Source organism: Dyadobacter sp. HNCC25DJ186 (assembly GCF_056895235.1).
In genome coordinates, this window is the sequence record NZ_JBXHAS010000001.1 from 1,106,149 (window position 1) to 1,127,186 (window position 21,038).

Annotated in this window: 15 protein-coding genes; 5 read left to right on the forward strand and 10 right to left on the reverse strand. The window is 41.0% G+C overall.

Annotated features, from left to right (window positions below):
• Window positions 1-39 precede the first annotated feature (39 nt).
• A complete protein-coding gene (thrA, locus tag AC1XUO_RS04755) occupies window positions 40-2,496 on the reverse strand; it encodes a bifunctional aspartate kinase/homoserine dehydrogenase I (RefSeq protein ID WP_483328603.1) in 2,457 nt (818 codons plus the stop codon).
• 649 nt (window positions 2,497-3,145) lie between these two features.
• Between thrA and AC1XUO_RS04760 the strand changes: the two genes are divergently transcribed.
• Together AC1XUO_RS04760 and AC1XUO_RS04765 are read left to right on the forward strand one after the other, a co-directional pair.
• The gene (locus tag AC1XUO_RS04760; protein ID WP_483328604.1) at window positions 3,146-6,289 is read left to right on the forward strand and encodes a SusC/RagA family TonB-linked outer membrane protein; all 3,144 of its coding nucleotides are present in this window, start codon (window positions 3,146-3,148) and stop codon (window positions 6,287-6,289) included.
• Between the two features lie 24 nt (window positions 6,290-6,313).
• Complete coding sequence (locus tag AC1XUO_RS04765; protein WP_483328605.1) at window positions 6,314-7,774, forward strand: SusD/RagB family nutrient-binding outer membrane lipoprotein; 1,461 nt, start codon at window positions 6,314-6,316, stop codon at window positions 7,772-7,774.
• Window positions 7,775-7,863: 89 nt separating this feature from the next.
• Here AC1XUO_RS04765 and AC1XUO_RS04770 read toward each other — a convergent pair whose 3' ends face one another.
• Window positions 7,864-8,628, reverse strand: coding sequence for a hypothetical protein (locus AC1XUO_RS04770; RefSeq protein ID WP_483328606.1), 765 nt, complete (start codon window positions 8,626-8,628; stop codon window positions 7,864-7,866).
• 217 nt (window positions 8,629-8,845) lie between these two features.
• Here AC1XUO_RS04770 and AC1XUO_RS04775 point away from each other — a divergent pair, with 217 nt between their 5' ends.
• On the forward strand, window positions 8,846-9,100 hold the full coding sequence (locus AC1XUO_RS04775; RefSeq protein ID WP_483328607.1) for a hypothetical protein: 255 nt from the start codon (window positions 8,846-8,848) through the stop codon (window positions 9,098-9,100).
• Here the strand turns inward: AC1XUO_RS04775 and AC1XUO_RS04780 are convergent, their stop codons facing one another.
• On the reverse strand, window positions 9,101-12,052 hold the full coding sequence (locus tag AC1XUO_RS04780; RefSeq protein WP_483328662.1) for an FAD-binding and (Fe-S)-binding domain-containing protein: 2,952 nt from the start codon (window positions 12,050-12,052) through the stop codon (window positions 9,101-9,103).
• A 241-nt stretch (window positions 12,053-12,293) separates the two neighbouring features.
• Between AC1XUO_RS04780 and AC1XUO_RS04785 the strand changes: the two genes are divergently transcribed.
• Together AC1XUO_RS04785 and AC1XUO_RS04790 are read left to right on the forward strand one after the other, a co-directional pair.
• Window positions 12,294-13,754 (forward strand): TlpA family protein disulfide reductase, encoded by a 1,461-nt coding sequence (locus tag AC1XUO_RS04785; protein ID WP_483328608.1) that lies wholly within the window; start codon window positions 12,294-12,296, stop codon window positions 13,752-13,754.
• 162 nt (window positions 13,755-13,916) lie between these two features.
• On the forward strand, window positions 13,917-14,720 hold the full coding sequence (locus tag AC1XUO_RS04790; protein ID WP_483328609.1) for a DUF2490 domain-containing protein: 804 nt from the start codon (window positions 13,917-13,919) through the stop codon (window positions 14,718-14,720).
• Window positions 14,721-14,793: 73 nt separating this feature from the next.
• On the opposite strand, the gene AC1XUO_RS04795 is transcribed toward AC1XUO_RS04790, so the two are convergent.
• The 7 genes from AC1XUO_RS04795 to tnpA all read right to left on the reverse strand — a co-directional run bounded on the left by AC1XUO_RS04795 (window position 14,794) and on the right by tnpA (window position 20,911).
• Window positions 14,794-15,369 (reverse strand): DUF4136 domain-containing protein, encoded by a 576-nt coding sequence (locus tag AC1XUO_RS04795; RefSeq protein ID WP_483328610.1) that lies wholly within the window; start codon window positions 15,367-15,369, stop codon window positions 14,794-14,796.
• 187 nt (window positions 15,370-15,556) lie between these two features.
• Window positions 15,557-16,246, reverse strand: coding sequence for a hypothetical protein (locus AC1XUO_RS04800; protein ID WP_483328611.1), 690 nt, complete (start codon window positions 16,244-16,246; stop codon window positions 15,557-15,559).
• Window positions 16,243-16,803 carry a hypothetical protein gene (locus AC1XUO_RS04805; RefSeq protein ID WP_483328612.1) on the reverse strand — a complete coding sequence of 187 codons (561 nt, stop codon included), beginning with the start codon at window positions 16,801-16,803 and terminating at the stop codon, window positions 16,243-16,245. The genes AC1XUO_RS04800 and AC1XUO_RS04805 overlap by 4 nt, the downstream gene beginning before the upstream one ends.
• Window positions 16,804-16,901: 98 nt before the next feature.
• The gene (locus AC1XUO_RS04810; RefSeq protein ID WP_483328613.1) at window positions 16,902-17,846 is read right to left on the reverse strand and encodes a sugar ABC transporter substrate-binding protein; all 945 of its coding nucleotides are present in this window, start codon (window positions 17,844-17,846) and stop codon (window positions 16,902-16,904) included.
• A 51-nt stretch (window positions 17,847-17,897) separates the two neighbouring features.
• Window positions 17,898-18,848 carry an ABC transporter permease gene (locus AC1XUO_RS04815; protein ID WP_483328614.1) on the reverse strand — a complete coding sequence of 317 codons (951 nt, stop codon included), beginning with the start codon at window positions 18,846-18,848 and terminating at the stop codon, window positions 17,898-17,900.
• Window positions 18,849-18,896: 48 nt separating this feature from the next.
• Complete coding sequence (locus AC1XUO_RS04820; protein WP_483328615.1) at window positions 18,897-20,390, reverse strand: sugar ABC transporter ATP-binding protein; 1,494 nt, start codon at window positions 20,388-20,390, stop codon at window positions 18,897-18,899.
• A gap of 68 nt (window positions 20,391-20,458) precedes the next feature.
• Window positions 20,459-20,911 (reverse strand): IS200/IS605 family transposase, encoded by a 453-nt coding sequence (gene tnpA, locus AC1XUO_RS04825; RefSeq protein ID WP_483328616.1) that lies wholly within the window; start codon window positions 20,909-20,911, stop codon window positions 20,459-20,461.
• Window positions 20,912-21,038: the final 127 nt, after the last annotated feature.

Consider the following 21,038-nt stretch of genomic DNA (forward strand, 5'->3'; position numbering starts at 1 on the left):
GAAATGGCTCGTTAGAAATCTCCACCAATTTAAAACCTTCTACCCCAAATAACTACTAATGCTCATGATATCTGCAAAGACACCCGAGGCGGTAACTTCCGCACCCGCACCCGGGCCTTTGATTACCAACGGACGGTCCTTATATCTTTCTGTTGTAAAAGAAATGATGTTATCACTTCCCGACAATGTATAAAAAGGATGCTGTTGATTTACAGTTCTGAGCTCTACCACAGCTTTTCCATTTTCCAAAGTTGCAATAAACCGGAGTACTTCACCATTTGCTTCTGCATTGGCCTGAAGTGTAGCGAAATATTCATCCGAGATAATTAATTCGTCAAAAAATGACTCAACTGTTGGTGCTTGCAAGCAGTTTTGGGGTAAAAGCTGGGTAACTTTTACATCTTCTGATTCGAGAGGGACACCTACTTCACGAGCCAGAATCAATATTTTACGCGCCACATCCGCACCGCTCAAATCATCGCGCGGATCCGGCTCTGTGAAACCTTTCGCCTTTGCCTCCTTAACAACATCCACAAACCGAATTCCCGGACCGAAAGAATTAAAAATATAAGATAATGTTCCTGATAGAATTGCTTCTATTTTCAGAAATTTATCTCCACTCGACATGAGGCCCTGAATGGTGTTGATAATTGGCAGTCCCGCGCCAACATTGGTTTCATATAAAAACTTCACACCTCTCTTCAAGGCAGTTCTCTGCAATGAAATGTATTCAGCATAGGTCCCGGAATTTGCTACTTTATTAGGCGTAACAACCGATATACTGGCATCCAGCAACATGTTGTAATACTGCACAATATCTTTATCAGAAGTGCAATCCACAAAAACGCTGTTTGGCAGGTTGAGCTCAATCATACGCTGGACAAAAGCTGGCAAACTTGTTTTTACTCCTTCGCCTTCTATTCTTTCTTTCCATTGTTCCGATCCTATTCCATCAGGATCGAGCAGCATTTTTTTCGTATTGGAGAGACCGGCAACGTTCAGATTCAGGAATTTTTCCTCCCGCAAATATTTTGTCTGATTTTTTATTTGTTCCAAAAGCGTTTTCCCGATAAGTCCGACACCAACCACAAATAAATTGAGCGAACGAGTCTCGGAATGGAAGAAAACACCATGAATGGCATTCAGCGCCTTGGATAAATCACTTTTTGAAATGACAACAGAAATATTAAGTTCGGAACTACCTTGGGCCGTAGCGACAACATTGATACCGTTTTTACCCAAAACAGAAAAAAGTTTACCGGAAACACCCGTGCTTTTTTTCATACCCTCTCCAACGATCGCGATGATCGAAAGGCTTTTTTCTATCGTGATACTGTCAATATATCCGTGATCAATTTCAGAAGCGAATTCATGATTAAGCACTTCATTTGCTTTCTGGGCATCTTTCGGATCTATTGAAAAACAGATGGAATGCTCCGAAGATGCCTGGGAAATAAGTATTACGCTGATGGCATTATTGGATAAAGCTGTGAAAAGCCGACCGGATATACCGGCAACACCGATCATTCCACTTCCCTGAATATTGACCAATGCAATTTCATCTATGGACGAAATCCCCGTAATCGGAAACTCTTTTTTATTAGCAACTTTCTGAACAAATGTACCTTCAAAACCTATGTTAAAAGTATTCAGAACTTTCAGCGTTATATTTTTTGCAAATGCCGGCTGCAAACTTGGCGGATAAATCACCTTCGCTCCAAAATGCGAAAGCTCCATCGCTTCTGAATAGGAAATCGACGGAATTGTGAAGGCATTGGTAACCTTGCGCGGATCGGCCGTCATCATGCCATCAACATCTGTCCAGATTTCTATGGAATCCGCATCCAAAGCAGCTGCGATGATCGAAGCGGTGTAATCAGAGCCTCCACGGCCGAGGGTAGTTGTGATACCATCTTTTGTAGACGAAATAAATCCGGTCACACATTGCAAGGCATTAACCTTTGCAAAATATTCGAGAATCAGCTGGTTGGTAATTTCAAAGTTGACATCGCCCATACCGTATGTATCATTGGTACGGATTATTTGGCGGGCATCACAAAACTCTGCGGCAACGCCTCTGCTTTTCAAAACTTCCGTGATAACAAGTGTGGAAAGCCGTTCTCCGAAGCTCATGATCAGATCCATGGTGCGGGTCGACAATTCGCGAATCCAGGAAACTCCTTTAAGAATATCACCCAATTCATTAAAAAGTCCACGCACAGCAGCAAACGTACTGCTCTGATTTTTGACATTGATCAATCCGCGAACAATTACAAAATGACGTTCCTCAACTACTTTCAGGAATTCCGTATACTCGCTGTTTCCGGATGCTGCCATTTTCCCGATTTCAATAAGGCGGTTTGTAACACCTCCCATTGCAGAAAAAACGACGGCGATCTTTTCGCCAGTTGCCAGATTATTTTCAAGAATACCGATTACCTGCTTGATACTATCGACCGAACCGACCGATGTGCCACCAAATTTAAGAACCTTCATTTAAAGCTATTACGAATTAATCAAATTGATATGTGCACTAAGCCGGCACCTGCGGACGCCGGGTTGCAAATATAGTAATTCAAATGCCTTGAAGGTTGATTTTAAGAATGAAAAGCAGTCAAGTGCTACATTTTTCATGATTTAAAACCAATCGATACAACCCAAGATTGCAACTAAAACGAATTAGCAAAGTGGGTAAGGAGTCCGCGTACCTTATTGTGAATAATTTATTATTGACCAGCTAAAAACGGTCCTATATAAAATTAAAACATCACCAATCAATTGGTAAAATACAATTTCTAAATCCAACTACAAAAAACTTATACAATTCCAAGATTTATTAAAATTTAATTTCAATAAACTGTATTATAATCAATTTAAATTTTTAGTTAATCATATTTTACAGGCTATAATTTTAAAATATTTTATTTTTAAAGAATATTATTCTGAAATAAATTACTTTACTTTGAATATTGAATTTCTAACAATTATCTAATTAACTTTTAATATCACTATTTAAAACAACCTAATTATGAGATTTTAAATAAATTTATTAGAAAGCACTCAAATTTATACCATATCAAATTTAGAATTTTCACTCCTATTTTATTTAAATATTACTATTTAACCACTCTTAAAAATCTAACTGATGAAAAAACTTTTTACACTGGGTTTCATGTCCCTTCTAATGCTGCTGAGCTTAGCAAGTTTTGGACAGGAGCTAGCCATTAAAGGTAAGGTCACATCAAAAGGTGACGGCGGAGCTTTGCCAGGTGCAAGTGTTTTAATTAAAGGCACAAGCCGCGGTAGCACGACCAATGCAGATGGGGAATTCACGATCAATGCTGCTTCTGACGCAGTGCTGGTAGTTTCCTTTATAGGATTTAAGTCGCTTGAAGTTCCTGTTGGAGCGAAAACGACCATCGGCATTGCACTGGAAGAAGACGCAACACAATTCAATGAGGTTGTAGTAACCGCACTTGGTATCGCCCGTGAGAAAAAAGCGTTGGGTTATTCGGTGCAGGAAGTGAGCGGAAAGGCTTTAACCCAGGCTCGCGAAACTAACTTAATCAACTCACTTTCAGGAAGATTAGCAGGCGTTCAGGTTACCAACTCAAATGGTGCCCCGGGCGCTTCTTCACGTATGATTATTCGTGGTGCCAGCTCAATTGGTAGCAACAACCAGCCACTTTTCGTTGTTGATGGTGTACCGATCGACAACAGCAACTTCGGTTCAGGAACAGGTGTAGATTATGGTAACGCTGCTGCTTCCATTAACCCGGACGATGTTGAGTCTATCAACGTTTTGAAAGGACCAAGTGCTGCTGCACTTTACGGATCTCGCGGCGCGAACGGTGTTGTATTGATCACTACTAAAAGCGGAAAAGGCTCAAAAGGAGTCGGTGTGTCTTTCAATACCAACACTTCCTTTGAATCCGTTTTCCGTCAGCCCGAATGGCAAAATGAATACGGACAGGGCGCAAAAGGTCTTTTTTCTTATAAGGATGGTCAAGGCGGCGGCGTAAATGACGGCGTGGATGAAAGCTGGGGACCAAAATTAGACGGAAGATTATTGCCGCAATTTGACTCACCAATAGCAGCTGACGGAACAAGAACGCCTACTCCCTGGGTTGCAAATCCGGATAACGTAAATCAATTTTATCAAACTGGTAAAACGTATACCAACAACATCGGCGTAACAGGTGGAAACGACAAAGCGGATTTCCGTTTGTCTTTCACTAACCTGAAACAAGAAGGTATTTTACCAAACACAGATTACAAACGCCAGACGGTTTCTTTAAATGCCGGCTGGAACCTTACGCCGAAATTGAACGTAAGAGCGACGGTTAATTATGTGAAAGATGGTAGCGATAACCGTAACAATTTCGGTCTTTATTTCATCTGGTTTGGCCGTCAGGTTAACATGAATAATCTGACGAATTATACGAAACCGGGAAGCATTTATCAGAATAACTGGAATGATAACTACTGGACAAATCCTTATTACCTGCTAAACAACAGCACAAGAGAAAACCAGCGTGATCGTTTGTATGGAAATATTTCTGCTACTTACAAACTGACTGACTGGCTTACTTTAACAGGTCGTTCTGGTACTGACTTTTATGAAGATCGCCGCAAAACAAGAACAGCTGCACGTCAGGCCAAACTTGGAACGACGCAACTTTACGACGCGTATAACGAAGAGCAGGTTTTTGTTCGCGAATCCAACTCTGATTTCTTGTTGAACGCAACGAAAAAATTCGGTGAGTTTGACATTACTGCAAACATCGGAGGTAACCACCGTTCAAACTTTGCACAAAGAAACTATATGGGCGCAACCGAACTTGCGATCCCAAGAGTTTGGAATATGGGTAACTCCCGTCAGCGTCCGGTAACAGAAAACTCTTTCATTGAGAAAACGGTAAACAGTTTATATGCCTCGGCGAACTTAGGTTTCCGTAACTATTTATTTGTTGATCTTACTGCACGTAATGACTGGTCAAGCTCTCTGCCTGCAAACAACAGATCCTATTTCTACCCATCAGCCGCTGTGAGCGCGATCCTTTCGGATATGTTTGACATAAAGTCTAATGTTCTATCCTTTGCAAAATTAAGAGCTGGTCTTGCGCAAGTTGGTAATGATACTGATCCATATCGCCTGGCAAGTACTTACAAATATGAAAACCCTTGGGGAAGCACGCCGAGTTTATCTGAAAATAATGCGCTGTTAAATGCTGAGTTAAAACCTGAAATCACAACTTCTTATGAAATCGGTGCGGATATCAGACTTTGGCAAAACCGTGTTGGACTTGATGTTACTTATTATAGCAAATCTTCAACTGACCAGATTCTTGACGTAAACGTCTCAAATGCTTCAGGATATTTATCTAAGCTTTTGAACGCTGGGAAAATCACGAACAAAGGAATTGAAATTCAGCTGACGACAACACCTGTTAAAGTTGGAAACTTCCAGTGGGATATCAATTTGAACTGGGCACGTAACAAAAACAAAGTGGTTTCACTTGCCGATAACCTGACTACTTACCAGCTAAATACAAGTTACAATCCGCTTACTCAGGCCACATCAACGAGCAGTTTCCGTGGATTATCCGTTGAGGCAAGAGTTGGACAGCCCTATGGAACCTTCTTCGGAAGAGGATTTTTACGCGCCCCGGATGGACAAATTGTTTATGATGCACAAGGATATCCAATGATTGATCCTGTCAGCCGTGTCTTAGGAAACTTCACACCAGACTGGATTGGCGGTATTTCTAACGTATTTAAATATAAAAACTTCTCGCTTAGTACTTTGATTGATATCAAACACGGTGGCGATATCTTCTCGCAATCAATTAACGTTGGACGTTACACGGGTGTTTTGAAAGAAACAACGCTTGGTCGTGAAACAGGTGTTGTTGGTCAGGGCGTGATTAACACAGGCACTGCCGATGCGCCAAACTATGTTCCTAACGCGAAAAGCATCTCCTCTGAGGAATACCACCACAAATATTACTTGCTGACAAACAACGAAAACACCATTTTCGATGCGAGTTATGTAAAACTTCGCGAAGTGAAATTTACTTATATGATTTCCGGAAAAGTAATGAAAAAACTTCCTTTCCGTGACATTGCAGTGTCCGTTGTAGGCAGAAACCTTGCTCTCCTAAAAAGCAATCTTCCTCACATCGATCCTGAAACAAGTTATTACAACGACGGTAATTTACAAGGTATAGAAAATGGTCAGATTCCGACAACCAGATCAATCGGTTTTAACATCAGCTTCAATCTTTAAGTAATTTTCTTTAATTGATTTTATATGAAAAGTTTCAAATATTCATTCCGTTCCAAAATATTACTAGCAGCCACTTTCTTGTGCGCTTCCGCTTGCACCGGAGATTTTGATGAACTTAATACCAACCCAAACAGTGCGTCTTCCGGAACTGCTGATTTGTTTATGCCGCACGGAATCCAGAGTGCCGTTGATATTCAGTCAGGTGGTACATTGGGTATGGATATCGGCGAGGGATTTTCGCAGCACTGGGCTCGTATCCAGTATACCGATATAGACCAGTATACAGTTTCCGCCGATGTTTACAATACTGGCTGGCAGGGACTATACATCGAAGCGCTTGCGGACTATAACCGTATTTACAAACTTGGAGAAGAAAGCGGCAATACCAATTATCAGGCTGTTGCTGTAATTCTGCGCTCGTGGGTGTTTTCACTTTTGACAGATATTTATGGGGATATTCCTTACAAAACTGCTATCCAGGGACTGGAAGGAACTTTGCTGCCAACTTACGACGCTCAAAAAAATGTTTATGCAGGCTTGGTTGCAGAACTGAAAACAGCTGGTGAATCCATTAATACAGCAAACACATCCATGCCTATTGGTGGCGATATACTTTTCAACGGCGATATGGCCAAATGGAAAAAATTTGCAAACACCCTTAGTCTTCGCCTTTTGAGTCGAATGATTGATAAGGCAGATGCACCGATCGATGTGAAAACGGAGATTGCGAGAATCCTTGGCGATCCTGCAAAATATCCTGTCATTACTTCTGTTTCTGAAAACATTCAGCTTAATTATTTGGACGCAACAAATAACCAGAATCCGGTTTTCGTAAATCGCAGAACACGTGATGACCACCGTGTAAGTGCCACTTTAGTAAATAAACTGGCAGCCATGAACGACGACAGACTTGCCATTTATGCGAATTTGCCAGCAGACGGCGGTACTTATAAAGGCGTTCCAAATGGCCTGGCTTCCTCGGATGCCAATGCTTTGGGTTTAACAAAAACTTCAAAAGTAGGAAGTTTCTTTACATCTGCAACAGCGCCTGGGGTAATCATGACTTATGCTGAACTGTTATTCCTGAAAGCTGAATTTGCTTACAAAGGCGTAACTTCGGCAGGTGATGTTGCAACGAATTATGCGGCTGGGATCACGGCCTCATTCGCACAGTACAAGTTGCCGGCTCCGACTGCATACATCGCAGCGAATGCGTTGAAAAGTGGGACAGATGGATTTACGCAGATCATGGAGCAAAAGTGGATTGCTTTGTACGGCCAGGGTTTGGAAGCATGGACAGAATATCGTCGCACTGGCATTCCTGCACTCGTAACGCCTACAAATAACACAAACCAAAATGTTCTTCCAACGCGTCTTCCTTATCCAGGTTCAGAAGAGTCACTGAACTTCGTGAACTACGATGCTGCACTGAAAAGTCAAGGTGGAAAAAATGACATGAAACTTAAACTTTGGTTTGCGAAATAAACAGCTGATCGAAGTACCTTAACGAAAAGAGGATACCTGCCAAACACGGGTATCCTCTTTTTTTATAAAATAAAATTTGAATTAACTTTTTAAAAGGCAATTCCAAGACCTGCTCCTAAATTTACAACACCAATAAACCTGCTTTCATTGATCCGGTCACTATGATCAAAACCTTCGCCCACGGCCTTTATAGCCAAATCCTTTACCTCTGCTTTTGCACCGATTACATCGCCACTGACATGAAAGAACAAAGCACCTGCAATAGGAAGACGCAAACTTGCCCCTGCTCCAAAACCAATAGGATTAACAATTTTACGATCTAAACTTACCTGAATTTCGCTGGATCCCTCCATGATCTGCCCATCGGAATTAAGCCGGCGACCTGTTAACAACACGGACGGCGTTGTAGCTTTCACAATCCCACCCTGAACGTGTGCTTCAAATTGTACCCGATTAAAATTAAGGTAAATAGCAGGACCGATTAAAGCTGCACCTAATTTCCATTTAGAAACATTGCTATCCCAGGCATACGTTCGTCCTAATGCTTCCACATAGGAGTTTGCTTTATCTATGATAGGGCCGGAGTTGGTTGTGTTTTGATTGTAACTGCCGGATAATTTTATACCGAACCATCGCGCGATTCTGTGATCATAACTAACCTGTCCAAAATAACCCGAACCAGCCAGACCAGCAAGCGGATCATTTAACTTTTCCGTTGCAAGCTCCCCTACCGGCAAGCTATATCCGCCGGTTACGGAAAAGAAGTTTCTGGTATCCTGTGCCTTAACAAGCTCCGTTTGAAGCAATAAGAATAGCGATGTTAACGAAAGAAAGTAAAAAAGAGGCTTTATCATACGGGAGTGAATTTTATAAAAAAACTTATAATCGTGCGTTTTCAATAATTCTATGAGACTAAACATTGAACCAACGTATTTTAGTATACCATTCGTTCGATTTAGCGCATTTTAGGGTAATTTATTCAACACAATTAAATCTAAACCTTATTAAATGGTATCATTTTGATTTGGTACAAAAATGGTACTATAAAGTGCAAACCAAATCACTACTATCATGGACAGAGGAGAAACAGACAAAGAAGCGAAAGCTACCAAAAATACCAAGAACGTTTGGAAATGGATCTTGGGCATTGGTGTTGTATTAATGTTAATTGCATTTTGGGGAGGATTCCTGAATCATGATGAGAATTTTAGCGAGGCAGAAACGCCATCGGAAAATGCCACCATGCCCGCGGACACAGCAGCATCAGACACAACGATGGAAGTTCATCCCGACACAATCATGAAAAGTGTCAGAGGCACTGAATAATTAGTTCAGCGCCTCCCACAAGATTTCAATCGGGTGTTTTGCCTTACGTCCGGTACCATCTTTTATCTGGTGCCGGCAACTTGTACCGGGTGCGGCAATAATTACGTTTTCGGGTTGTTGGCGCACCGTCGGGAAGAGCACCAATTCTCCTATCTGCATTGAAACATCATAATGCTCTTCTTCGTATCCAAAAGAACCAGCCATCCCACAACAACCTGAGGGGATGAGTTGTACTTTATAATTTTCAGGAATCGATAGCGCTTTCTTTGAAGTGGTCAATGACGATAATGCTTTCTGATGACAATGACCGTGAAGTTTAACCAACTGCTCCTTAGTATTAAAAGCTTCCTTTGTTATTCTTTTTGCGTCGATCTCCCTTGATACAAATTCTTCAAACAATAGCGCATGTGACGCGATATTTTGGGCGTCAATTTTCAAATTTTCCGGAACCAGGTCAATGTATTCGTCACGGAAAGAAAGAATTGCGGACGGCTCAATACCGATCAAAGGTGTTTTTTGAGAAATAATGTCTTTCAACAACTCAACATTTCGAATTGCTAACTTTTGCGCTTCTTTTACCAGACCTTTAGATAAATAAGACCTTCCTGATTCTGCGTGGTCAGGTATGACTACTTCATAGCCCAGCTTTTCCAGCAACATTACAGCTTTCTTGCCTATTTCAACATCGTTATAATTAGTAAATTCATCACAAAAAAGATAGACTTTTGAGTGAATTTTTGTACTCAAATTCTTTCTGTTATGTTTTTCCCACCAATGTTTAAGCGTAGTACTATGAAGTAACGGCATGGATCTGTCCGGGTGAAATCCGACCATTTTATTAGCTACTTTTCTGAGAGCCGTTGTTCCAAAAACAGCGTTAAAAACCCAGGGTGCTATCGAAGCCAGTTTCATCTGCTTACCAAAATTAGCGATCAGATTTGTCCTCAGTGGAATGGAGTGCGTCTCATAATATTGCTGTGTAAATTCAGCTTTCATTTTCCCGACATCGACGCTCGACGGGCATTCCGACTTGCAGCCTTTACAGGACATGCATAAATCGAGAACTTCTTTGACCATTTCCGGTGTGGTTGCACTTTCAACTTGTGCCGCTCCTGGTGTTAGATATTGGCGTAAAATATTGGCCCGCGCCCGGGTGGTATCACGTTCACGGCGGGTTGCCATGTAACTTGGGCACATTGTTCCGCCGGTCAATTCGGTTTTTCGACAGTCGCCGGATCCGCTACATTTTTCTGCCAGACGCAACATGCTTTCGTCTTTTGAGAAATCAAAAGTGGTAGTAATAACTGGTTTTTCCTTATCCTGTTCAAACCGCAGAAACTCATTCATCGGGGGTGTATCGACGATCTTGTTTGCATTAAAAATGCCATTCGGATCCCAGATTCTTTTTACCTGTCTGAAAATTTCATACACTTCCTCCCCCATCATAAAGGGAATAAACTCGCCACGAAGGCGGCCGTCTCCATGTTCTCCGGAAAGAGCGCCTTTATATTTTTTCACAAGCACTGCCGTATCCGCCAGCACCTGCCTGAATTTCTGTTTTCCCTCAGAAGTTTTAAGATTGATCATTGGCTCGACGTGCAGCTCACCAGCACCGGCATGAGCATAGTAAGATGCGTGCAAACCATGGCTTTCCAGCAACTGTTCAAGGTCATGAATGTAAGCTGGCAGATCTTCCACGGCAACAGCACAATCTTCGATCAGGTTCACTGGTTGGGTATCGCCCGGCAAATTCCTGATCAATCCCAAGCCTGCTTTTCTGATTTCCCAGGCTTTGTTTGCATCGTCGCCAAATAAAAGCGGATAGGCATATCCCAACTGTTCTTCAAGCAAATTCTTGATCAGTGCATCGGCCTGTGCTTTTACTTCATCATCCGAATCTCCCCAAAATTCAACCATCAGCAAAGCGGCGGGATCACCTTCCAGAAAAAACCTGTTTTTTGAATAAATATGATGGCCTTTGGTAAAATCCATAATGTATCGATCCACCAATTCTGATGCTTTCGGATTGTGTTTCATAGCCACCCGATTTGCATGCAGGGATTCTGCAAGAGAATTGGCATGAACACAAACAACACCAACTGAAGCCGGAGGCATATCAACTAAAGCAAGTTTTGCTTCTGTCACAAAACATAGTGTACCTTCGGAGCCTGCGATCAGATTACAGAGGTTTACCTGGTTCTTTTCAAAATTGTCAACCAATGCATCCAGCGCATAACCCGAATTCCGGCGCGTTACTGTTGGCTTTGCAAATTGTTTCTTAATCAAATCCTGATCAACCGGGTTTGAAAGTATTCCCCACATACCAGCGTAAATCGCCTGCTCACGTTTACCGGAACCGGATTTAGACACTTTTTTAACATAATCTTCGGTTGAAGAATTACTAAAAACGGTTTCTGTTCCATCCGATAATAAGGCTTTTACTTCCAGCAAATGATCCCGTGTCGCTCCCCAGGTGATGGAATGCAAGCCACAAGAATTATTACCGATCATCCCGCCGATCATGGCACGACTGGCTGTTGATGTTTCCGGACCGAAGAGTAATCCGTAAGGAGCCAGATGTTTATTTAAATCATCGCGGATCACACCAGGCTGAACCTTAACCCATTTTTCCTCTGCATTCACTTCCAGAATTGCGCCAAAGTGTTTTGAAATGTCCACCACGATACCTTTTCCTACAACCTGCCCGGCCAAGGAAGTCCCGGCCGCCCTTGGAATCAGCGTCAGTTTTTGTTCGCCTGCAAATTTTATAAGCTTCCGGATATCCTCTACCGTTCGCGGCAAAGCAACGGCAACCGGCAATTCCTGGTATACTGAGGCATCCGTCGCATAAATATGTCTTTGGGCTGTATGGACAGTGGAGTCGTCGTAATAAAGTTCTCCTTCAAATCCGTTTTTGAGAGAATTAAAATCTAATAAGGTAATGCGGTTCATCATCTATGCAGCACTTGCGGACGCAAGTATTTACTAATCGTTCGGAAATCAGGTTTTCTCGTTCAAAGATAACCTTACCGTATGAAAAACAGAACGATCATCCGCAGTTCAAATGTATTCACGGAAAGAAATCCGATATTGGCATAATTATTTAATTATCATCTCAACAAATCTAAGCTATAATCCTTTGAATATTAATTCATTATTCTTCGAACGACTTACAAAATCATCCTTGTTTACTATGAAAAAAATTACCACACTTATTTTTCTCCTTTCCAGTCTGTTATCTTTTGCACAAAAGACTTCTACCATCACGCTGACGACTGCTAAGCCGGAACAAGCCATTGTTTCGCTGGTTTTAGAAGATGTCCACTTTCACCCCAACCTGGGCATCGGCCTGGCAGACACGAAGCTGGAACCTTTGGCGATGATTAATTTTCAGGAAAAAACTTCTGAGAAAATTAATGCGCCTATGAGCGAACCTAAAATTATGCGTCTCCAATACAGCGGCGGTGGCGTGAATAAAACCTGGATGTTGTTTGTCCAGCCCGGCGATGATCTTACAGCCACTTTTTCGGGAGGAGCGAACGTTGCCTTTTCAGGAAAAAATGCAAATTATCAGGATTTTTTAAAAACATATTTCCTTGAAAATCAATACCAATACCTGCCGGTATTCGGTTATAAACCATCCCAAATTGATAATAAAAGTGTAGCTCAGCAAAGTGATAGTTTACAGAAAATTCGTCAGAATGCTTATGCTACTTTTAAAACTGCAAATGCGCCGGTTCCTGCCTTCGATGCTTATGTAAACGCTACGACAACGACTGAGCCTTTTGTTATTCACCGGTTATTGCAGGAAAAAATAATGCGGAGAAACAGAGCAAAAAAGCTGGAACCTGCACAGCAAAAAGAGCTTGAAGATTTCACCTTAAATAATTTCAAAATTTTACCTGACGAAGCGCTATTAAGCCAGTCATACCGTGATGAACTGCGCAATTGGGCGTTGATTCCGACAACTAGAAAATTTCCTTTGGACTCAGCGACACGTTATGAATTGAGTCCGAAGGCTTTAACAGACGTTTATAATTTCAGCAAAGAAAAACTGCAAAGTCATCCTAAGCAACAAGAATACCTGCTGACTTATTGGCTCAATTACGCAGCAACCGCTATTCCTACGATTGAGACAAGTCAGACTTTATTGGCAGATTATAAAACCAAATATCCAAAATCGGAGTATACGGATTACTTCACGAAACTTCTTGCTACCAAATCAAAATTAACAAGCGGCTCAGCTGCTCCTAATTTTACCTTGCTCGACCGCGACAGTGCCGCCGTTTCCTTGAAACAATTGGCAGGAAAACCAACCATAATGGTTTTTGCTTTTAATATTGGTGCACACGAACCTACAATGAAAGCAATGGAAGCGAAATATGCTGACAAAGTAAATTTTGCATATATCACGATGATTTCGGGGATGCCGTTTGAAAGCTGGAAGCCTTACACACAGGCTAGAAATGGCGTGAAACATCTGTGGGCTTCCGAAGACAGCACCGAATTACTGAAACAAAATTATGCAGTTGACATCCGTTATCCTTTTGTAGTCCTGGATTCGTCAGGAAAAATTGTTGATCGATGGATACCTCAGGAATTTCCTAACAATAAGACTCTGGAGAAAGATATTATAAAGGCATTAGGTAAATAACTGAATCTATTCGGATGCTCTATTCCAATCATTAAAAAATCTGCAAGGTAAATTTACTAAATTTTGCCTTGCAGATTTTTGAATTCCCGGATGTTTCCAGAATTCAAACATAGTTTTGCACGGAATAAAAAGTAAATATTCTGTACCAAACTGACACCTTTAATGAAACTCATCAAGTATTATTTAACGCTATTTTGTTTACTCTACACCTCCCTGATATTTGCTCAGATCTCGCCTCCCGGATTGGATGGAACCAAGGCAGTTTCCTGGGGCGTTGTTGGTTTTAGCCAAGTGCTCAATAAAAAGCTGAACCTGACAGTTTATGGCGGCGCAGCTAGAATGAGTAATCCTGATAACTGGTCTTTGACACAAAAACAGGGAATAGCAGTTTACAACCAGGAGTTACTTTACAAATTCAGTAAAAAATGGCAGGTATCTTTTGCAAACAGCTTCCGTTTGCAGAATCTATATTCGGAAGAGTCTCCATATGAAGCAGAAGATCCTTCTTACCGTTATGAATTGAGATACTATGGACGGCTTTATTACCGTCAGCAATTCAGGAAAGTGGCACTTAATTATGCATTTCGGCCGGAAGCAAGAACTTTTTATTCTTCTGACTGGGATCCGTCTTCCCACCCGTTTGAACTTCGTATCCGTTTGAAAGCCACAGCAAGTGTTCCGTTAAATCAGGACAAGACGAATCTTATCATTGGAGGAAATGAAATTTTGACTGCTGTGGACGAATATCAATCGACCATTCCGTCTGAACGTCACCAAACATGGTCCAATTATCATTTCACGGAAGATCGGTTTACAGCCTACTTCCGTCACGTTTTCAAGAAAGCGGACATGATCGTAGATTTAGGTATTATGGAGCAATTCAAAGCCGGCAGTCACATGGATCCTGTTTCTTATGCTTGTTTTGATGTAATATTTCAGAATCCATTTTCAAGACATGTTAATTAGATCAGCGTATAAAGAAAAGAAGTCACAGCAACTGGTGCTGTAACTTCTTTATGCATAACCACATACCGAATGACTACTGCTTTCTACTATATGTATCAAGCGTTGCTTCCGGGAAAGTTCTCAAAATATCTGCCATCGTGTTTTTCACCATCGTTTCGCGATCGTCCTTTTTAGAAGGTGCTTTTACTTTGCCAGACGCCCATCCCTGCCAAATCATCCTGTCACTACTTCTTTGGTAAATATTCAGAATAAATCGACTTTCCTGATAATTGTAAGTAGAGATATTATTTCCACCTCCATACCACCACATATACGGCGAATACATATTATTGGAGCGTACTTGTTGCCGCTCTTTCAAGTCGGTCATAAAACGAACGACGATTTCAGGATTGTTGTCAAGTTTATAACCTTTTGCCTGCATCACTTCAACTACCGCATCTTTCAACCTCCTTTTATTCAGCTCACTTCCCAATAATGGATCCTGTTCATTTTTACTTTCAGGTTCTACGTTAAAAGTTTTGAATTGCTTTAGATTTACGGATGAGTCATAATCATAACTCGTTTGAAGTGCCTGACTACATGCTATCATCATCGCCCCCGCCATAACCATCATCACGATTGATTTTGTCACTTTCACTATCCTTTTCATACTGTTGATAAATTTTTAGTTTACGGTATATCTGACAACATTTATAAGGGAAGGTTTAATTCCTGCTTTCAGATATCTATTAAACTAAAAAATGCCTGCATTTAATATGTTGGGATAAAAATTTCATTTATTATGACTTTGCTAAAACGTTAAAAACCTGTTTAGTATCCTTTAAGTAACAGTCATTTTAAAGAAAAGCTTGCCAAATTCTTTCTATTCGTTCTGTACGTTTAGATTTTGATCCAGCGTTTAGATGGCTATAAATACCCTCATGAAAATTTAAGTTTTGCAAAAATCCAGCGATTTGAATTTTTAAATAATTTTCCACCTCACCCGTTGCTTTTTGCATATCATCTAAGGGGTTCAGACGGTTGTCAAAAGAATAGACAATATCTTCGAAATCCTTACTTGTTCGAAAATCTCCGCCGTTTCGGCTGTTATGCGCTTCGATTTTTGAAGCTATAAAATAGTGAAATGGCATAAGGCGTATTGAAATTTCTTTATCTATTTCATAGAAAAAACTTTCCTGTATTCCTTTTTCGTACCATCTATTACTAAAACCTAAAATGCTTTCATCAATCGGCATTACATCTACAATCAAATCGCTGATTTTATATCGGCCTATAAAATTCGAATCTGTTACATTTTTAAAACCTAATTGACGTATTTTTTCTTCAAATAAGGCAAATTCTACCCGCGTTGAAATCGATACTACAATATCAATATCATCCGTAGGCCTGACTTCATCAGACGCGGGATCATCTGCATAAAGAGCGACAACCGAACCTCCTACAAAGACTACGTCATTCAACAAATAGTCAAGCTTTAAGGCTATCTCTCTGATTCGCTTAATATATAAATGTTTATTATAGATCATTTGAAGAATCTTTTTTCTAATTCTGTCGTTGCCAGGTCTTTTTCCCGCGCCCCACCGATTCGCAACGAATCAGTTAATGCTAACAATTCGTAAAGCAGCTCATTTTTTTTAACTATTATTGGAACTGTTGGGTAAAGTGGGATTATGGCTTGCCCCCTAACGGTACCCTCCGGATGTTCCCATACAACTTCTTCCTGAAAAGAAAGACTATTTCTTAAAGGCTCTGCTGAATGTCCGGTTGGTATTCCCTTTACCAAAGCACCTGGTTGAACCGGAAAAACGTATTTAACGCCAAATTTTAGAAATTCAAAAAGAGACTGCATGAATACACGTTTCATTGGACCTGCATCTATAAGCCCTGAAAATGAAGATCTGTAAATTGAAGCTGAAATTTCGGCAGTGCTGATTTTCAGCAGTTCAGCTAAATCCTTATTTTGTGGATACGGAGATCGGTGTAAAAATCTTAATCCCGACCTGTCCCATCCGTCGCGGTGTAACGATACAATTGCCAACAAAATAACTATATCCTGTGGACGCATTCCTTTATGATCTTTCATAGCAATTTTTGATTTGCGATTCGCAATTTACGATTTGCGAATCGCAAATCAAAAATCAAACTAGTTATTATAGAATAGCCAGTTCCAAATTCATTTTCTTACTTCAAAAAAACGGCTAAATTTTCCTTCGTAACCAACTGAAACGGAATCAAAACTTCCTTTTCAAAACTTTCTCCTTTTGCAGCTTTCACCGCAGTATCAATCGCCTTTCCTCCCTGCTCTTTCGCATTTTGATAAACCGTTGCATCCAATGTTCCTTTTTTTACAGCTTGCAAAGCATCAGGAATTGCATCGATACTTACGACAATAATTTTATTTTTCAGTCCGGCCGCTTCCAGTGCCTTGACAACCCCCATACCCATTTCATCATTTTGCGCGAAAATTGCGTTGATTTGCGTCCCAAAAGATTGTATCCAGTTTTCAGTTAAAGACATTGCTTTCGCCCGGTCCCATTCTCCCGATTGTTCAGCCAGAAGTTTCATCCCTGGATTGGCTTTTAGAATTTCCTTCGCTCCTTTATCTCTTTTAATCTGCGCAGCCTGCCCCATATAACCGTGCATCATGATCACATTTCCTTTCCCACTCAATTTTTTGACAATGTAATTCATCGCAATCCTTGCAGATTCTGTATCATCGGAACCTACGAATGCAGTTGGTTTACTACTGGTTTCTGAGTTAACATTAATGATGGGAATTTTTGCATCCAGTGCAAGTTTTACTGCCGGGGAACTTGCTTCGACCTCGCAAGGGTTCATGATAATCGCATCTACACCTTGCGCAATAAAACTTTCCACCTGTTCCACTTGCTTTAACGCAGATCGCTCGGCATCAACGGTGATTAATTCTACTCCAAGTTCCTTGGCTTTCGCTTCCATCTCATCGCTCACAGTCACAACAAATTCATTTTGCATACTTAACATGGTACTTCCAATGACAAGTTTTTTACCAGAATCCGTTTTCCCGGTTTCATCAGTTTTGGATTGATTGCAGCCAATGAGAATTATGGCGAAAAGTGTGAGCAATAAAAATGGTTTGAATGTCATAACTGTTAATTCAAAAAAATGTAAATGCAAATAATTTATAGAAAAATCAGATTAACTTTTATCCTTTCCCATGCTGTCCAGAACAACCGCCCCAATAATTATGGCCCCCATCACAACCTGCTGATAATAGGAGGTTACGTTAAGCAGATCCAGACTGTTGCTGATCACTCCGATAAGCAAGGCTCCAATTAGGGTTCCTGGCATGGTGCCTGTGCCGCCGGATGTGCTGGTGCCGCCGATAATCGCTGCTGCAATAGCGTCCAGTTCAAAACCTGCTCCGGCATTTGGCTGTCCGGTCGTAATCCTGGAAGTAAGTAAAATTCCTCCCATTGCTGAAAGCAACCCACAAATGGTATATACCCACATTTTGACACGGTTAACGCGAATGCCGGATGCGCGCGCGGCCTGTTCATTTCCACCAACTGCATACATATATCTGCCAAGAATTGTTTTATTCAATACAACCGAACAGATTATAAAGGCAATAATCAGAATGACAATGGGAAATGGGATTCCAAAAATATTCCCTCCGCCAATGAAATTAAAAGAATCAGAAAGGTTGGATATGGGCCTGCCTTTACTAAATATCAGTGCAAGGCCACGCCCAATGGTCATGGTTCCCAAGGTGACAATGAAGGGAGGTACTTTGCTTTTTGTGATTACCAATCCATTAAAGGCTCCCAAAAAAATACCTGCTACCAGACCGATAAAAATCGGAATGATCACCGGATAAGTATCAGGATGCGCAAAAGTGGCAGCTACAACGCCGGTAACTGCGACCATGGAGCCCAGAGACAAATCAATTCCACCGGTGATGATGACAAAAGTTACCCCAAAAGCTAACAGTGCATTAATCGAAACCTGCGTTCCGATGTTCATTAAATTTGATATTGTAAAGAATTTAGGAGTACTGAATGCCAAACCAATACAAATAATCACAAAGGCCAGAAAGATGCCATATTGTCCTAATCCACGAAATTTTAAAGTAAATCTGTTTTCCACCCGGTCGAATTTAAAAGTCCATTTTTAATTACTTGCTGAAACTGAAAATTATTGAACAGCATACTTCATGATTAATTCCTGGCTTGCTTCTTCACGTGACAAAATAGCTGTCTGAACACCTTTTGAGATAACCATTATCCGATCGCTCATACCCAAAATTTCCGGCAATTCCGAGGAGATCATTATGATTGCCATACCCTGTGAGGCGAGTTGATGAATCAATTTATATATCTCAAACTTCGCCCCAACATCGACACCTCGCGTTGGTTCGTCCAGGATAAATACTTTTGGCGAAGACATCAGTGCTCTTCCAAGGACGACTTTTTGCTGGTTTCCTCCACTGAGATGTGTCACTTTTTGGTGTCTGTCAGAAGATTTAATTTTAAGGTTTGAAATCATCTGGTCGGCAGCATTATTTTCAAGTTCGCTATCGAGTAAAACCCCACGGCGATGCTGCGACAAGCTTGAAAGTGTGATATTATGTTTTACAGACATTTCAGGAATAAAACCCAATCCTTTTCGGTCTTCACTTACAAAACCAATTCCGCTGTCGACGGCGTCTCTGGGAGCGTTTATTATTACTGGTTTTCCATTGATCAGAATATTTCCACTATCCAGAGGGTCTAATCCATAAATAGCTCTGGCGATTTCGCTTCTCCCGGCACCCATTAGTCCGGCAATACCAAATATTTCCCCTGCCCGTACAGAGAAATTGATATTAGAAAATATACCTTTTCGAGATAAATTTTGAGCCTGAAATACATTGTTATTTGTTGGAATAGCATGTTCAGGAAACATACTGGTAAGCTCCCTGCCTACCATCATCGAGATCAAATTACCTTTGTTCAGCTCCGAGGCACTTTTAGTCGCAACAAATTTCCCATCTCTCAGGACGGTAATTCTATCAGCGATTTGAAATATTTCATCCATCTTATGGGATATGTAAATGACTGCAACGCCATTACTCTTCAATTCTCTGATTATTCGAAAAAGGGTCCCCACTTCCTTATCAGATATTGCCGACGTGGGCTCATCCATGATGATGACTTTGGCATTATTTGAGACTGCCTTGGCAATTTCAACCATCTGCATTTGTGCGACACTGAGATATTTTATTTTAATATCAGCCGGTATAGTTACTCCAATTTTACTTAAAAGGGCAGTTGCTCTGGAAGTCAAAATTTTCTCCCGGATCCATCCGATCCTGGTTCCGGTAACACTTTTTTCCCGGCCCAAAAATATATTTTGCGCAACAGTAAGTTCCGGAACCATCAGTATCTCCTGATGAATCATGGAGATACCTTTATTTATTATGTCGTTGACAGTCGTGTTTTTTAGTATCTCGCCACCCAGCATAATTTCACCCGAATCGGGGATAACCAGGCCGGCAAGAATTCTCATGAAGGTAGATTTGCCTGCTCCATTCTCTCCCATCAGGGCATGAACTTCACCCTTTTTTAGGGTAAGCTGGACATTATCCAGGGCTTTAACACCTGAATAGGATTTTGAAAGATTGGTTATAGAAAGAATAACGTCATGCATAGCTCAACAAAAAAGCCCTGAAAGGGCGACATATCTTAGCGCGGGGCATCGCCCTGCTGACTTGACCATCATTCCCAGACATAACGTTCGTCATATTCGACATTGTATTTTTTCAAAAATCCGCGATACTCCGTTTGGAAGGTTTTATTTTCATGATGCATCTTTTGATTTTCAATGTACTTGATCACGACATCCAACTCAAAAGGATTTACCGAAAATATTCCATACCCATCTTGCCAGTAAAAATTAGCATAGTCGGAACCTTGTGTCTTGATCCATTTCGAAGAAGATTTTTTAACTTCTTCCAGCAGTTTCATTACAGCAATCTTTCTGGATAAAACGCAGAGGATATGGACATGATCAACATAACCGCCAACCACTATCGGAAAGCAATCAAATTTCTTGCAAATTCCACCTAAGTAACGGTGAAGTTCAGCCTCAATTTTTTCGTCAATTAACGGCTGACGATATTTAGTACTGAACACGATGTGTGTACAGATTTTTGATAATGACTGCGGCATTTTTCTTTTTGCCCGGAGGCTTATAGTGTGTGTTTACAATTATTGCGGATTTGGCTGAAATGACGCCAATACCCAAATCGATAGGGCGATGCCCCATCCTAAGATATTATGCCCTTTCAGGGCGTCG

Coding starts and splice junctions, on each gene's coding strand:
- AC1XUO_RS04785 (WP_483328608.1), top strand. CDS start 12,294: ATGAAAAAAATTACCACACTTATTTTTCTCCTTTCCAGTCTGTTATCT.
- thrA (WP_483328603.1), bottom strand. CDS start 2,496: ATGAAGGTTCTTAAATTTGGTGGCACATCGGTCGGTTCGGTCGATAGT.
- AC1XUO_RS04765 (WP_483328605.1), top strand. CDS start 6,314: ATGAAAAGTTTCAAATATTCATTCCGTTCCAAAATATTACTAGCAGCC.
- AC1XUO_RS04760 (WP_483328604.1), top strand. CDS start 3,146: ATGAAAAAACTTTTTACACTGGGTTTCATGTCCCTTCTAATGCTGCTG.
- AC1XUO_RS04795 (WP_483328610.1), bottom strand. CDS start 15,369: ATGAAAAGGATAGTGAAAGTGACAAAATCAATCGTGATGATGGTTATG.
- AC1XUO_RS04820 (WP_483328615.1), bottom strand. CDS start 20,390: ATGCATGACGTTATTCTTTCTATAACCAATCTTTCAAAATCCTATTCA.
- AC1XUO_RS04780 (WP_483328662.1), bottom strand. CDS start 12,052: ATGAACCGCATTACCTTATTAGATTTTAATTCTCTCAAAAACGGATTT.
- AC1XUO_RS04775 (WP_483328607.1), top strand. CDS start 8,846: ATGGACAGAGGAGAAACAGACAAAGAAGCGAAAGCTACCAAAAATACC.
- AC1XUO_RS04805 (WP_483328612.1), bottom strand. CDS start 16,803: ATGAAAGATCATAAAGGAATGCGTCCACAGGATATAGTTATTTTGTTG.
- AC1XUO_RS04810 (WP_483328613.1), bottom strand. CDS start 17,846: ATGACATTCAAACCATTTTTATTGCTCACACTTTTCGCCATAATTCTC.
- AC1XUO_RS04800 (WP_483328611.1), bottom strand. CDS start 16,246: ATGATCTATAATAAACATTTATATATTAAGCGAATCAGAGAGATAGCC.
- AC1XUO_RS04770 (WP_483328606.1), bottom strand. CDS start 8,628: ATGATAAAGCCTCTTTTTTACTTTCTTTCGTTAACATCGCTATTCTTA.
- AC1XUO_RS04790 (WP_483328609.1), top strand. CDS start 13,917: ATGAAACTCATCAAGTATTATTTAACGCTATTTTGTTTACTCTACACC.
- tnpA (WP_483328616.1), bottom strand. CDS start 20,911: ATGCCGCAGTCATTATCAAAAATCTGTACACACATCGTGTTCAGTACT.